Origin of the sequence: Streptomyces sp. Ru71, from assembly GCF_002920535.1 — a bacterium.
Taxonomy (GTDB): domain Bacteria; phylum Actinomycetota; class Actinomycetes; order Streptomycetales; family Streptomycetaceae; genus Streptomyces.
In genome coordinates this window covers 1-13,399 of record NZ_PQSS01000032.1, presented here as the reverse complement: position 1 = coordinate 13,399, position 13,399 = coordinate 1, and the positions used below count along the sequence as shown (strand labels likewise).

10 protein-coding genes are annotated in these 13,399 nt (G+C 71.9%); 1 reads left to right on the top strand and 9 read right to left on the bottom strand.

Annotated features, from left to right (window positions below; all coding sequences use genetic code 11):
* Window positions 1-223: 223 nt before the first annotated feature.
* From C3489_RS19795 to C3489_RS19770, 5 genes are all read right to left on the bottom strand, one after another.
* Entirely contained in the window at window positions 224-2,554 is a 2,331-nt protein-coding gene (locus tag C3489_RS19795; RefSeq protein ID WP_103783215.1) for an ABC transporter permease, read from the bottom strand.
* Window positions 2,551-3,240 carry an ABC transporter ATP-binding protein gene (locus C3489_RS19790; protein ID WP_103783214.1) on the bottom strand — a complete coding sequence of 230 codons (690 nt, stop codon included), beginning with the start codon at window positions 3,238-3,240 and terminating at the stop codon, window positions 2,551-2,553. Before C3489_RS19790 ends, C3489_RS19795 begins: the two co-directional genes overlap by 4 nt.
* Window positions 3,237-3,764, bottom strand: coding sequence for a PadR family transcriptional regulator (locus C3489_RS19785; RefSeq protein ID WP_103783213.1), 528 nt, complete (start codon window positions 3,762-3,764; stop codon window positions 3,237-3,239). Before C3489_RS19785 ends, C3489_RS19790 begins: the two co-directional genes overlap by 4 nt.
* Window positions 3,765-4,363: 599 nt before the next feature.
* Window positions 4,364-4,600: a hypothetical protein gene (locus C3489_RS39430; RefSeq protein ID WP_103783212.1), complete on the bottom strand. Its 237-nt coding sequence runs from the start codon at window positions 4,598-4,600 to the stop codon at window positions 4,364-4,366.
* Window positions 4,597-5,490, bottom strand: coding sequence for an SPFH domain-containing protein (locus C3489_RS19770; protein WP_103783211.1), 894 nt, complete (start codon window positions 5,488-5,490; stop codon window positions 4,597-4,599). The genes C3489_RS39430 and C3489_RS19770 overlap by 4 nt, the downstream gene beginning before the upstream one ends.
* A gap of 315 nt (window positions 5,491-5,805) precedes the next feature.
* On the opposite strand from C3489_RS19770, the gene C3489_RS19760 reads away from it, so the two are divergent.
* Window positions 5,806-8,106 (top strand): transglycosylase domain-containing protein, encoded by a 2,301-nt coding sequence (locus C3489_RS19760; protein WP_103783210.1) that lies wholly within the window; start codon window positions 5,806-5,808, stop codon window positions 8,104-8,106.
* Between the two features lie 67 nt (window positions 8,107-8,173).
* Here the strand turns inward: C3489_RS19760 and C3489_RS19755 are convergent, their stop codons facing one another.
* From C3489_RS19755 to C3489_RS19740, 4 genes are all read right to left on the bottom strand, one after another.
* Window positions 8,174-10,285, bottom strand: coding sequence for an ATP-binding SpoIIE family protein phosphatase (locus C3489_RS19755; protein WP_181139752.1), 2,112 nt, complete (start codon window positions 10,283-10,285; stop codon window positions 8,174-8,176).
* Between the two features lie 227 nt (window positions 10,286-10,512).
* Window positions 10,513-11,193, bottom strand: coding sequence for a DUF402 domain-containing protein (locus C3489_RS19750; RefSeq protein ID WP_103783208.1), 681 nt, complete (start codon window positions 11,191-11,193; stop codon window positions 10,513-10,515).
* A 90-nt stretch (window positions 11,194-11,283) separates the two neighbouring features.
* Complete coding sequence (locus C3489_RS19745; RefSeq protein WP_103783207.1) at window positions 11,284-12,690, bottom strand: aspartate ammonia-lyase; 1,407 nt, start codon at window positions 12,688-12,690, stop codon at window positions 11,284-11,286.
* 40 nt (window positions 12,691-12,730) lie between these two features.
* On the bottom strand, window positions 12,731-13,399 hold a 669-nt coding region (locus C3489_RS19740; protein WP_103783206.1), incomplete at its 5' end, for a TetR/AcrR family transcriptional regulator.

Here is a 13,399-nt window from a genome sequence, read left to right as displayed (position 1 = left end):
GGTTGCTCGCGCAGTTCCCCGCGCCCCTTGAGTGCCTGCGGCGGCCCGTTGCTGTTGCGTTGTGGCGGGCGTAGCGCCTACGGCCGGTGGTCAAGGCGGGGCCGGGGCGGGGGGTGTCCGTCCTCGGTCCGGCCCGCTGTTTCCGACACGCTCACCGTGTCTCGGTGCCGGCCGCTGCGGGCGGACACCCCCGCCCCGGCCCCTTGCCGCCGTACGCGGGTGGCTACTCCGTGCGCAGTCCGTCCGGGCGCATCAGCTTGAGGAGGGGCGGCAGGCTGAGGAGGGTCACGGCCAGGACGATCGCCGCTCCGACGCCCGTCATGGACAGGACGCTCGACCAGTCCACGTGGACGGATGTGGCCGTCATGCGCAGGAGGACGGCGCCCAGGGTCATGCCCACCGCCATGGCCAGGAGGAGGCCGAGGGTGATGGGGATGGCCGTCTGCCACAGGACCGACAGGGTGAGGGTACGGCGGCGGGTGCCTACGGCGACCAGGGACGAGAGCAGTTTGCGGCGCTCGCGGAGTTGCTCCAGCTGGGAGACCAGCAGGCTGGCGCCGATCAGGGCGAGGACGCAGGTCGCTCCGACGAAGAGGCCGGTGCGGATGGCGGCGAACTTGGGGGCCTGCCGGGTCGACGCCCACAGCATGGCGTCGGCCATGGGGTCGATCCGGGCCGTGGTGTTGCGGGCGTACTCGACGGCGTCCGGTACCGAGCGGTCGAAGGTGAGGAAGAACTGGCCGGTCAGTGCCGGTGCCGCCCGCTCGGGCAGCGCGCTCGGCGTGAAGAGGAAGCCCGAGCGCCTGATGCCGTTCGGGTCGTCGATCGAGTCGGCCTGCTTCAGGTTCGCCGGGACGTGCCAGGGGATCTCACGGCCCCGCTCGCCGCCGTAGGACGGGTCGATGTACAGCACGCCGCCCGGCCGGGAGAGCTTCGCCGTCTGGCCCTCGTCGTACTCGCCGCCGCGCACGGCGAAGATGTCGCCGTCGCGGCAGGAGGGCAGTGCGGCCACCTCGCGCAGGGCCGCGCAGTCGCCGACCATGAACTCGCTGCCCAGGTCCGGGTCCTTGGCGCCGGCACCGACGGTGACCTCGGACAGGGCGGTCACCTGGCGCACGCCTTGGGTGCGCCGGAACTTCTCGGCGGCGCCCTTGAGGTCGTTGCCGGAGCGCAGGGTCACCTGCATCTGGGCCCTCGTCACATCGCGGCCGGTGTCACGGGTGTAGTCGCCCTCGACGCCGGCGAACAGCATCTGCAGGGCGATCGCGCCGGCCACCGCCACCGCGATCCCGTTGACCATCCGGGCCGCGCTGCCGCTGCTCAGCTGGAGGCGGCGCACGGCGAGCTGCCAGGCGACCCCGCCGGAGCCGAGCCGGGCGACGACCGTCTCCACCACCCACGGCAGCAGCGCGGTCACGCCGACCAGCAGCAGGAGGACGCCGCCCGTCACCAGGTACTGGTTGAAGTCGCCGTGGTCACGGCCGTAGCCGACCATCGGGTACAGCAGCGCCAGGCCGGCCAGCGGCAGGAGCAGGCGCCACCACAGCCGGCGCCGGGCGGGCTTCGCCGTACGGACCACACCGAGCGGCTCGATGACGACGCCGCGCAGCGCGAACAGCGTGACCAGGACCGCCGCCGCGGGCACCGCCACGGCGACCAGGGCGGCGAGGAGCGGGGAGGGGTTGAGGAAGCTGGGGAAGACGCTGATGTCGAGGACTTCCAGGGACCCGGTCACCTGACGGCCGAGCAGGAAGAACCCGGTGCCGAGGACCAGTCCGAGCAAGGCGCCGCCCAGCGCCTCACCGGCCGCGATGCGCCGGGTCATGCGGCTGTCGGAGCCGACCAGCCGCAGTGCCGCCAGCCGCCGGTCGCGCTGCTCGCCGCCGAACCGTACGGCCGCGGCGATGAACACGGCGACCGGCATCAGCAGGACGACGAAGATGACGAGGACCAGCAGCAGGAGGACGGGGTCCATGCGCTCGGGTGAGGCGTTGGGGTTGCCGAAGTGCTCCAGACGGGTCACCCGGCCGCCGTCGACCTGGTCGGCGAGCCCGTCGGCGCCGCGGTAGAAGAGGAGTTCGGCCGGGCCGAGCAGTCCGCTCTCGCCGACGGTGCCCACGATCCGCTCCGGCAGCCGCTCCCGCAGCAGCCGGCCCTCGTCGGACTCCAGCAGCTTCTTCAGCGCGGGGGAGACCACCATCTCGCCCTTGGCCGGGAAGGCGTCCACCCCGGGAGGCAGCGGCGCACCCGGCCCCTCGGGCTGTACCGCGCGCCCGATGACGTCCTTGTCGTGGAAGGTGGTGCCGGCGTCCGCGACCACCAGGGAGCGGTCCGACTTGCGCACGCCCTCGCCGGTGTAGAGGTCGGCCCGGGCCTCGCTGCGGTCGTGCCGTACCGCCAGCACGTTCGGGATCGCGGTGGTGAGCAGCAGCAGCGCCACGCCCAGGCCCACGCCGACGGCCGTCAGCACGGCCCGGATCCAGCCCTCACGCCCGCCGCTGAAGGCGAACCGCACGCCCAGGGCCAGGTCCCTGGCCCACTGCCGCAGGTTCATACGACGCGCTCCATGTCCCGGGACCTGCCGTCGCGTACGACGACCTCGCGGTCGGAGTAGGCGGCCACCCGGGCCTCGTGCGTGACGAGGACGACGGCGGCGTTGGCGGTACGGGCGGCGTCGGTCAGCAGCTCCATGACGCGCTCGCCGTTGAGGGAGTCCAGGGCGCCGGTCGGCTCGTCGGCGAAGACGACCCGGGGAGCGGTGACGAGGGCCCGGGCGACGGCGACGCGCTGCCCCTGCCCGCCGGACACCTCACCGGGCCGCTTCTTCCTCAGATCCTCGACCTCCAGCCGCTCCATCCACCCGAGGGCGGCCCGCTCGGCCTCCTTGCGGGAGGTGCCGTTGAGCCGCAGCGGCAGTGCGACGTTCTCGACGCAGGTGAGTTCGGGCACGAGCTGGCCGAACTGGAAGACGAACCCGAACTCGCTCCTCCTCAGCGCACTGCGCTCGGCGTCACTCATCGCCGAAAGTTCTTTGCCGGCGTAGGTGATCGTGCCCTCGTCGGGTGTGACGATCCCCGCCAGGCAGTGCAGCAGGGTCGACTTGCCGGACCCCGAGGGGCCCATGACGGCGACGACCTCGCCGGGGTGGATGGAGAACGACGCACCGTCCAGGGCGACGGTGGGTCCGTAGACCTTGCGCAGCCCGTCGGCCGCGAGCAGGGAACCGGCGGGGGCGTTCACTGGGCCACCACCGCCTCGCGCAGCTTGTCCAGCCGGGCGGCGGTCAGCTCCAGCCAGCGCAGGTCGGCCTCCAGATGGAACAGCGCGTGGTCGCAGATCAGCTGGTCCGCAAGGTCCCCCTTGCGCTTGCGCTCCGTGAGGATGCGCATGCTGCGCAGGTGCTCGGAGCGCTGGGTGTCCAGGATGTCAGCGGCGTCGCGGTGGGTGAGCAGCGCGAGGACGACCTTGGTGTACAGCGTCGACTGGAGGTACGGCTCCGGCTTCTCCGGCGTCGCCAGCCATCGTGCGACGTCGGTGACGCCGGCCTCGGTGATGGCGTACCGCTTGCGCTCGGGGCCGCCGCCGGCCTCGATGCCGTCGACTTCGACGAGGCCGTTCTTCAGCAGGCGGGACATCGTCGAGTAGACCTGGCCGTAGTGCAGCGGCCGGTCGTGACCGAACTTCTCGTCGAAGGCCCGCTTCAGGTCGTAACCGTGACGCGGTCCCGACTCCAGGAGCCCCAGAAGGGTGTGACCGATGGACATGCCGCCGACTCTACACACCGTGTATACCCCCCGTGTATACGCCGAGTGCAGACCCGATGGCACGGGGTACGCAGGCCCAGGTCGGAGCCGATTGTCACGGTTACGAAACAGCCCCGGCCAACTGCGGCTGGCCGGGGGTGGGTCACGCAGCCCGGCGCGACGAGGTGCCTCCCCCAAGCTCTTCGAGCAGGGGGGACCCCCAGCGGCACGACTGCCCGCAGCGGCGGCGCCCGCCGCCAGGCGGGCAAAGGTGCCGCCCCCGCGCGGCGGCCCGCAGCCGAACCGGTAGCGGCGGCGGGCCGCAGCCGCCGACGGCGGGGAGGGGGCGGGGTGGGGGGTGTCCGCCCGCAGCGGCCGGCACCGCCGACCCTCACCGTGTCGGAGACAGTGGGCCGGACCGAGGACGGATACCCCCCACCCCGGCCCCGACCCACCCACCGGACAGAAGGCGCTACATCAGCCGACCACCGGACGGCAACGGGCCGCCGCAGGCATTCAAGGGGCGCGGGGAACTGCGCGACCAGCCACGACGCAACCGCAACGGGCCGCCGCAGGCACCCGCGAGCAACCACAACGCAACCCGCACCCGCACGACGGGCTCAAGAACCCCCCGGCGGCCGCCCCCTCCGCGGCAGCGGCCCCGCGTCGCGGGGCAACCGTCCCGCCTCCCCCAACGCCTTCCGCAGCAGAAACTCGATCTGCGCGTTCGCCGACCGCAACTCGTCCGACGCCCACCGGGCCAACGCGTCGTACACCGACGGATCCAACCGCAGCAGCACCTGCTTGCGCTGCTGCGGCTTACGCCGGCCCTCCGGCGAGGGATCAGGGGACGTCACTGGTAGAGCGTCCCGGTGTTCAGCACCGGCTGCGGCGCCCGATCCCCACACAGCACCACCATCAGGTTCGACACCATCGCCGCCTTCCGCTCCTCGTCCAGCTCCACGATGTCCCGCTCGGCGATCCGCGCCAGCGCCGCCTCCACCATGCCCACCGCTCCGTCGACGATCTCCCGCCGCGCCGCGACCACCGCACCGGCCTGCTGCCGCTGCAGCATCGCGGAGGCGATCTCCGGAGCGTACGCGAGATGCGTGAACCGGGACTCGACGATCTGCACCCCGGCCGCCTCGACCCGCGCGTGCAGCTCCGCGGCCAGCTTCTCCGTGATCTCCTCGGCGTTGCCGCGCAGCGACAGCCCGTTCTCGTCGTGGGCGTCGTAGGGGTACTCGATGGCGATGTGCCGCACGGCCGCCTCGGTCTGCGTGGCGACGAACTCCAGGTAGTTGTCGACCTCGAACGTGGCCTGCGCGGTGTCCTTCACCTTCCACACCACGACCGCGGCCAGCTCGATCGGGTTGCCGTAGGCGTCGTTGACCTTCAGCACGGCCGTCTCGTGGTTGCGCACCCGCGTCGATATCTTCTCGCGCGACGTGAGCGGGTTCACCCACCGCAGCCCGTCCTCGCGGATCGTGCCCCGGTAGCGCCCGAACAGCTGCACCACCCGCGCCTCACCCGGCGCCACCATGTTCAGCCCGCACAGCGACAGGAACGAGGCCAGGCCGATCACCACGCCCAGGGCGATGAGCACCCCCTTGACGGCAACCACCGTGGCCACCGCCCCGCCCGCGATCGCACCCGCCGCGACGAGCAGCCCCACCAGCCCGAGCAGCAGCGCGAGCCCGCCCCCGATGCTGTGCGCGGCGAACTCCCGCACCCGAGGAGCGGGCATTTCGGGCACATCAACAATCTCAGAAGTCGCAGACACGACATCCCCCGTCCTGGAAGCCAACAACAACCTAGCTAGAACCTAGCTAAGTGATATCACTTTTTCCCACCAGGGCAACCCTCAACCACCCCCACGCGTCGGTTCCCCCGACAGGGGTGCTCATTGTCACGTCCGCAAAAGACAGGATCGGACGCCCTTTGTCACAACCGGCGGTGTTAGCTTTCTGAGCTGACCTGAGCCCTGGCACACCTGTGTCTGCTGAGACCGACGAGACCCGACGAGACCCGACGAGAACGAAGCGGAGCGAGGAAGTACCCCATGGGACGAGCGGAAGAAAGACGAGCGCGGCAGCGCGCGGGCCGCCGCGCGGCGCCCAAGCGCCGCCGTTCGTCGGGGGCCGGCACCGGCAAGAGCGGCATACGCCGGCTGTTCACCTGGAAGAAGATCCTCGGCACGATCCTCGGTCTCTTCCTGCTCGGCATCGGCGCCTTCGTCGTGCTCTACATGGTGATCGACATCCCCGAGGGGAACGCCGACGCCAAGGCGCAGAGCAACGTCTACAAGTACAGCGACGGCTCGATCATGACCCGCGACGGCGACGTCAACCGTGAGGTCGTCGACCTCGCGCACGTCCCGAAGAAGGTACAGCTCACCTTCGTCGCCGCCGAGAACAAGACCTTCTACAAGGACTCCGGCGTCGACGTGAAGGGCACCGCGCGCGGCATCCTCAACACGCTCTCCGGCAAGGGCGCCCAGGGCGGCTCGACGATCACCCAGCAGTACGTCAAGAACTACTACCTCACCCAGGAACAGACCGTCAGCCGCAAGCTGAAGGAAATGGTCATCTCGCTGAAGCTGGACCGCGAGAAGTCCAAGGACTACATCCTGGCCGGGTACATCAACACCAGCTACTACGGCCGCAACGCCTACGGCATCCAGGCGGCCGCGCAGGCCTACTACGGCGTCGACGCCGACCAGCTGACCGTCGAGCAGGGCGCCTACCTCGCCGCGCTGCTCCAGGCGCCGAGCCAGTACGACTGGGCCGCCGCCACCGACACCGGCAAGAAGCTGGTCCAGCAGCGCTGGAACTACGTCCTGGACAACATGGTCGAGGAGCACTGGCTGGACGCCTCCCAGCGCCAGGCCATGAAGTTCCCGATCCCCAAGCGGCCCAAGCCCTCGCCCGGCCTCAGCGGCCAGAAGGGCTACCTGGTGGCGGCCGCCAACAAGGAGCTGGAGAAGCAGCTCGTCACCCAGGGCACCGCCGCGAACATGAAGGAGGCCGAGGACCTCGTCGGCCGCGGCGGCTGGACCCTCACGCTGAACATCAACAAGAAGAAGCAGGCGGCCCTGGAGAGCTCCGTCAAGGAGCAGCTGACCAGCAAGCTGAAGCCGAAGACCCGCCCGGTGGACGGGGACGTCCAGGCCGGCGCGGTCTCGGTCGACCCCAAGACGGGCGCGGTCGTGGCGATGTACGGCGGCGTGGACTACTACAAGCACTACACGAACAACGCCACCCGCACCGACTACCAGCCCGCCTCCACCTTCAAGCCCGTCATCCTGGCCGCCGCGCTCGACGAGGACGCCACGACGCAGAAGGGGCAGGCGATCAGCGCGAGCACGGTCTACGACGGCACCAGCAAGCGCCCCGTCCTGGACCACGGCACGCCGGTCGGGTTCGCCCCGGAGAACGAGGACGACCAGGACTACGGGCCGATCACCGTGCAGAACGCGATGAACCAGTCCGTGAACTCCGTGTTCGCGCAGATGGGTGTCGACGTCGGCATGCCGAAGGTGATGGAGGTCGCCGGCAAGCTCGGCATGGACACCAAGGACCTGCAGGCCGTGCCCGCGCAGACCCTGGGCTCCATGGGCGCGAGCCCGCTGCAGATGGCCGGCGTGTACGCCACCCTGGACAACCACGGCCAGAAGGTCACCCCGGCCCTGCTGAAGAAGGTGGAGTCCAGCTCCGTCTCGGTGAAGCTGCCCGACCCGATCGGCGAGCAGGTCATCAGCCGCAACGCCGCCGACTCGGTCACCTCGGTCCTGACCGGCGTGATCGACGACGGTACGGCCCGCACCTCGGTGCGGGAGAACCCGCTGCGCAACGGGCAGAAGGTGGCGGGCAAGACCGGTACCTCGGACGACAACAAGTCGGCCTGGTTCACCGGTTACACCCCCGACCTGGTCACCTCCGTGGGCCTGTTCGGCGAATCCGTGGCGGAGAACGGCAAGCACGTGTCGATGCACGGCGCCACCGGCCTGAAGCGCATCAACGGCGGCAAGTACCCGGCGATGATCTGGGCCGACTACACCTTCGGCGTGCAGACGGACGTCAGCGAGTTCGACCTGGAGACCGACCAGGGCGCCGCGGTCCAGCCGACCGTGACGGCCACGCCGTCCGAGTCGCCGACGACCGAGGAGCCGTCCGAGTCGCCGACGACCGAGGAGCCCTCTCAGACGCCGACGACCAGGGAGCCGTCGCAGACCCCGACCACCCAGGAGCCGTCCGAGACGCCCACGACCCAGGAGCCGTCCCAGACGCCGTCCGGGACGCCGAGCGGCCAGCCGGAGAACCCGATCTTCGGCGGCCACGGCGGCGGCACCTCACAGCAGTGACATGACACGGAAGGGCGCCCGGTGCACACCGGGCGCCCTTCTCGTTCTCCTACGACCGCTCAGCGGTTCAGCGGTTCAGCTCGAACCACACCACCTTGCCGGTGCTCAGCCGGGTCGCGCCCCAGCGCCGGGCCAGCCGGTTCACCAGGTACAGCCCGCGCCCGCCCTCGTCCGTGGCCCGCGCTTGCCGCAGCCTGGGCAGCTGCGGCACGTCGTCGCCGACCTCGCAGCGCAGCACGTTCGTGCGCAGCAGCCGCAGCGTGACCGGCCGGGAAGCGTAGCGGACGGCGTTCGTCACGACCTCGCTGACCAGCAGCTGCACCGAGTCGATGTGCTCCTCCAGGCCCCAGCGCTCCAGCTGGCGGCGGGCCAGCCGGCGGGCCTTGCCGGGCGCGGCGTCCTCCGGCTCCAGGATCCAGTACGCCACGTCGCTCGGCGCGATCCCGTCGAAGCGGGCGGCGAGCAGCGCGATGTCGTCGTCCCGGTCGCCCGGGCCCAGCATGTCCAGCACCTCGTCGCACAGGGCTTCCAGCGGCGGCGGGTGGTCGGGGCCGGTGAGCCGCGCGGTCGCGGCGAGCTTCTCGCGCAGCTGCTCTATGCCGGTCCACACGTCCCGCAGCCGGGACTCCACCAGGCCGTCGGTGTACAGCAGCAGGGTCGCCCCGGCGGGCGCGTCCAGCTCCACGGCCTCGAAGTCCACGCCGCCCACGCCGATCGGCGCACCGGCCGGTACCCGCAGCACCTCGGCCTCGCCGCCCAGGTGCAGCAGGACGGGCGGCGGGTGGCCGGCGTTGGCGATGGTGATGCGGTGCGAGACCGGGTCGTAGACGGCGTACAGGCAGGTCGCCATGCGGTCGGTGCCCAGGCGCTGGGCCTGTTCGTCGAGGTGGTGCAGCACCTCCTGCGGCGGCAGGTCGAGCCCGGCCAGGGTCTGCGCGGTGGTGCGCAGCTGGCCCATGATGGCCGCGCTGGTCATGGAGTGGCCCATGACGTCGCCCACGACGAGCGCGACCCGGCTGCCGGGCAGCGGGATCGCGTCGTACCAGTCGCCGCCCACCCGCGCCGTCTCCGCCGCCGGCAGGTAGCGGGAGGCCAGCCGGACGCCGGTGGGGCGGGGCAGGGTCTCCGGGAGCATGGTGCGCTGCAGCTCGTCGGCGATGTACGCCTCACGGCCGTACAGCACCGCCTTGTCGATGCCGAGCGCGCTGTGCGTGGCGAGCTGGGCCGCCACCAGCAGGTCGTCGCCCTCGAACGCGATGCGGTCGGGGCGGCGCAGGAAGACGGCCGCGCCGATGACCCGGCGCCGCCCGCGCAGCGGCGCCAGGATGGCGCGCTGTCCGCCGGCCACGACGAGCTCACCGCCGGCGCCGAGGAGTTCGGGCAGCGCGGCGCGCGCGGCGGGCGCGTCGGCGAACACCGGGCGCACCCCGCGCAGCACCTCGGCGAGCGCGCCGCCGGGCCGTACCTCGCACAGCTCGGCCGTCACCGACGCCAGGTCGGCGAGCTCCCACGGCTCCGGCTGCTGGGCCTGCGGAAGTGGCGGAAAACCGCCTTCCGTGTCCCGGTCCTCCGGTATCCGGTCGGTGCGGCGCAGCCGCAGCACGACGGGGCCCATGGGCCGTTCGTCGCCCACGGGCAGCGGGTCGCGCAGATAGACCAGGATGGCGTCGCTGAACGTGGGCACGGTGGCCCGGCACAGCCCCATCACGATCTCGTCCAGGTCCAGGCCGCGGGCGATGCGCCGGGTCGCCGCCCCGACGAACCGCAGCCGGTCGCCGTCGCGTCGCATCGGCGTCGGCCGGCCCGGTGTGGGGCCCTGCCCGGTGCGCCGCTCCGGCCCGCCGGGAGCGGCCTGTTCCCCGCCCGGCTGGAGCGGGAACGCCTCCGGCACCTGGAGCGCCTCGGGCGCCGGCCGGGGCCGCAGCGCGTCCGGTTCGGCGCTCGCCGCCGGCTGGGCGTGCTCGGGGCCGGTGCCGGCCGCGTCCGTGCCGCCCGGCGTGGCCGTACCCGGGGAGTCCCCGGTACGGCCCTGGGCGCCCTGCAGCGGTAAGGCCCCCGCGCCGGGCGCACGCGCCGGCGTGGAGGTACGCAGGAGCGCCCCGCGGGGGTCCGTGGGGTCCACGCCCGTCTGGGGGCGCTCATAGGAGGTGGGGTGCTCCGTCACGCGTGTCGCATCCATCCGTCCGGGGCTGCGCGCCGGGCACGCAGTTTCGCCCGCCGACATGCCGATACCCGCAATACCTGCCCCGGGAACGGAATTCCGGCGGCGCCCTGGTACCCCTCGCTCACGTCCTGCCCGCCCCTCGGTGACGTCAGTTCAGACTCGCTGTGCGCACCGGCAGTTGCATCCGCGCGCCCTTGCGGAGGACGATCCTACGTTTCCTGCCCGGGGGCGCATCAAGGGTCTCATGAGGACACATGCGCGGGCGTACGGTCCCAGTCGTCCGGCAGCGGCGGAACCGTCCACGCCGGATCGGGCCGCCAGTCCGGCCAGCCGTCCGAGAACGGCGGCCCCCAGGCACGGATCGCCTCGACCGCGCCGCGCCCCGCCGCCCGCACCCGCTCGGCGAGCGCGGCGTCCATCAGCCCGTCCCGCTGCGCCTGCGCGAACTCGTCCTCGTCGCGCCAGTGCCAACTGCCGTCCGGCCCCACCTCGATGTCCAGGAAGTGGTCGGTGGAGTCCACGCCGCCCGCCCAACGCCTGAGCGGTTCCTCCAGGTTGACGTAGAAGTTCTTGAACCGCCAGCCGGGTTCCCAGAACAGCCACACCGACCACGGCTCGCCCGGCCGGGCCAGCTTCAGCACACCCGTGCCGAACCAGCGGTCGCGCTGCACGGTCCGCGGCCTGGTGTAGCGGGTCGCGAGCGGCTCCCGGTGCACGGGCGTGCCGTCGGCGAGGACGGGCTTGACGCACTCGGTGCCGGGCGCCATCCAGGCGGCCAGCACCTCCTCGTCGTCGCGGACGACGGTGACGGGCCGCGCGATGTGGAAGCCCTCGCCACCGTTGACCCGATAGCGCCACAGGACCTGTGTCCCGGGCGCCCAGAAGCCCGCCGCAGCACCGCCGTCCCTGTCCACGCGTCTCATCACATCACCGTCTGCCATGCACAGATATTAGGTGCCATGGCCATCTGACGCTGCGGTTCGCGTCATGCTGCGCCGGCGTGGGCGCGTCCGTTACGGCCGTGTCATCCGCAGGACATCCAGCGCCTCGTCCAGTTGCTCCTCGGTCAGGTCGCCCCGCTCGACGTACCCGCTCTCGATGACGACCTCCCGGATCGTCCTGCGTTCCGCCAGCGCCTTCTTGGCGACCTTGGCGGCCTCCTCGTACCCGATGTACTTGTTCAGCGGCGTCACCACGGACGGCGAGGACTCGGCGTACTCCCGGGCCCGTTCGCGGTGCGCGACGATCCCGTCGACGGTGCGGTCGGCGAGCAGCCGGGAGACGTTGGCGAGCAACCGGATCGATTCCAGCACGTTCTTGGCGATGACCGGCAGCATCACATTGAGCTCGAAGTTGCCGGCGGCGCCCGCGGTGGCGACCGTGGCGTCGTTGCCGATGACCTGCGCGGCGACCATCAGCACGGCCTCGGGGACGACCGGGTTGACCTTCCCCGGCATGATCGACGAACCGGGCTGGAGGTCGGGCAGGGAGATCTCGGCGAGGCCGGTGCGCGGACCCGAGGACATCCAGCGCAGATCGTTGGCGATCTTCGTCAGGCCGACCGCGATGGTGCGCAGCTGCCCGCTGGTCTCGACGATGCCGTCCCGGGCGCCCTGCGCCTCGAAGTGGTCGCGCGCCTCGGTCAGCGGCAGCCCGGTGGCGCGCGCGACCTCCTCGATGACGGCGGCGGAGAAACCGGGCGGTGTGTTGATGCCGGTGCCCACCGCGGTGCCACCGAGGGGGAGTTCGGCGAGCCGGGGCAGGGAGGCGTTCAGCCGCTCGATGCCGTACCGGATCTGCGCCGCGTACCCGCCGAACTCCTGGCCCAGGGTGACGGGCGTGGCGTCCATGAGGTGCGTCCGCCCGGACTTCACCACGTCCGCGAACTCCTCGGCCTTGCGGCTCAGGGCCCCGGCGAGGTGGTCGAGGGCGGGGATGAGGTCCCGGGTGACGGCGGCGGTGGCGGCGATGTGGATCGACGAGGGGAAGACGTCGTTGGACGACTGGGAGGCGTTCACATGGTCGTTGGGGTGCACGTCCCGGCCGAGCCGCTCGCTCGCGAGGGTGGCGACGACCTCGTTGGTGTTCATGTTGGACGAGGTCCCCGAGCCGGTCTGGAAGACGTCGACGGGGAAGTGCTCGTCCCACTTCCCCTCCGCGACCTCCTGCGCCGCCTCCTGGATGGCCTCCGCGATGTCCTTGTCCAGTACGCCCAGCCGCGCGTTCACCTTCGCCGCGGCGCCCTTGATGCGCGCCAGCGCCTCGATGTGGGCGCGCTCGATGCGCTGCCCGGAGACGGGGAAGTTCTCCACGGCGCGCTGCGTCTGCGCCCGCCACTTGGCGTGCGCGGGGACGCGGACCTCGCCCATGGAGTCGTGCTCGATGCGGTAGTCGGTGCCGCTGCTTCCGGTCGTCGTCATCGTCGTACCTCCACGAAGATCAGCGCGGGCTGGGGGACGCCTATTCCCCGCTCGTGTACGGCGTTCTGGCCCCGCCCGCCGTCAGCAGTCCGTCGACCAGGGCGCGCAGGCCGGCGGCGTAGGTGTCCTGGGCGGTCAGCTCCGCCCAGCGCGGGCCGAGGGCGGCGAGGCGGGGCAGGTCGGCCCGGTCGAGGTCGGCGAACACCTGGTCACGGTAGGTCGGCCGCTCGTCGGTCGCACGCCGGCGGGCGGCCGTGGCGCGTACGACGAGTTCCCCCGCCGTGTAGTACCAGACGGTCCGGTAGGCGTGCACGGCCTGCTCCGGGGTGAGCCCGCAGGCGATCGCCGCGTCGACGATGTGCTCCACGAACCACAGCGCCGAGGGCGCGAACAGGTCGTCGGCGGTGAGGACTTCGACCAGCCACGGGCACTGGGCGAGCAGGTCCCGCATGGCGCTCGCCGCGGCGATCAGCCGCTCGCGCGGGTCCGCCGGCAGGGACGGCCGTGGCGCCTGCCCCGCGAAGTCCTCCAGGAGGAGCAGCAGCAGCTCCTCCTTGTCGCGCACGTGGTGGTAGAGGGCCATCGGCGTGCTGCCGATCTCCTTGGCCAGGCGCCGCATGGTGAGCCTGCCGGCCCCTTCCTCGTCGATGATCCGGCGTGCCGCCGTGATGATCTCCGCGCGGGAGAGCCGGGGCGGCCGGCCGGGGCG

Excerpts from the sequence above, each read along its gene's own strand:
- C3489_RS19795 (WP_103783215.1), bottom strand. The coding sequence starts at position 2,554 with ATGAACCTGCGGCAGTGGGCCAGGGACCTGGCCCTGGGCGTGCGGTTC.
- C3489_RS19745 (WP_103783207.1), bottom strand. The coding sequence starts at position 12,690 with ATGACGACGACCGGAAGCAGCGGCACCGACTACCGCATCGAGCACGAC.
- C3489_RS19750 (WP_103783208.1), bottom strand. The coding sequence starts at position 11,193 with ATGAGACGCGTGGACAGGGACGGCGGTGCTGCGGCGGGCTTCTGGGCG.
- C3489_RS19755 (WP_181139752.1), bottom strand. The coding sequence starts at position 10,285 with ATGGATGCGACACGCGTGACGGAGCACCCCACCTCCTATGAGCGCCCC.
- C3489_RS19760 (WP_103783210.1), top strand. The coding sequence starts at position 5,806 with ATGGGACGAGCGGAAGAAAGACGAGCGCGGCAGCGCGCGGGCCGCCGC.
- C3489_RS19770 (WP_103783211.1), bottom strand. The coding sequence starts at position 5,490 with ATGCCCGCTCCTCGGGTGCGGGAGTTCGCCGCGCACAGCATCGGGGGC.
- C3489_RS19785 (WP_103783213.1), bottom strand. The coding sequence starts at position 3,764 with ATGTCCATCGGTCACACCCTTCTGGGGCTCCTGGAGTCGGGACCGCGT.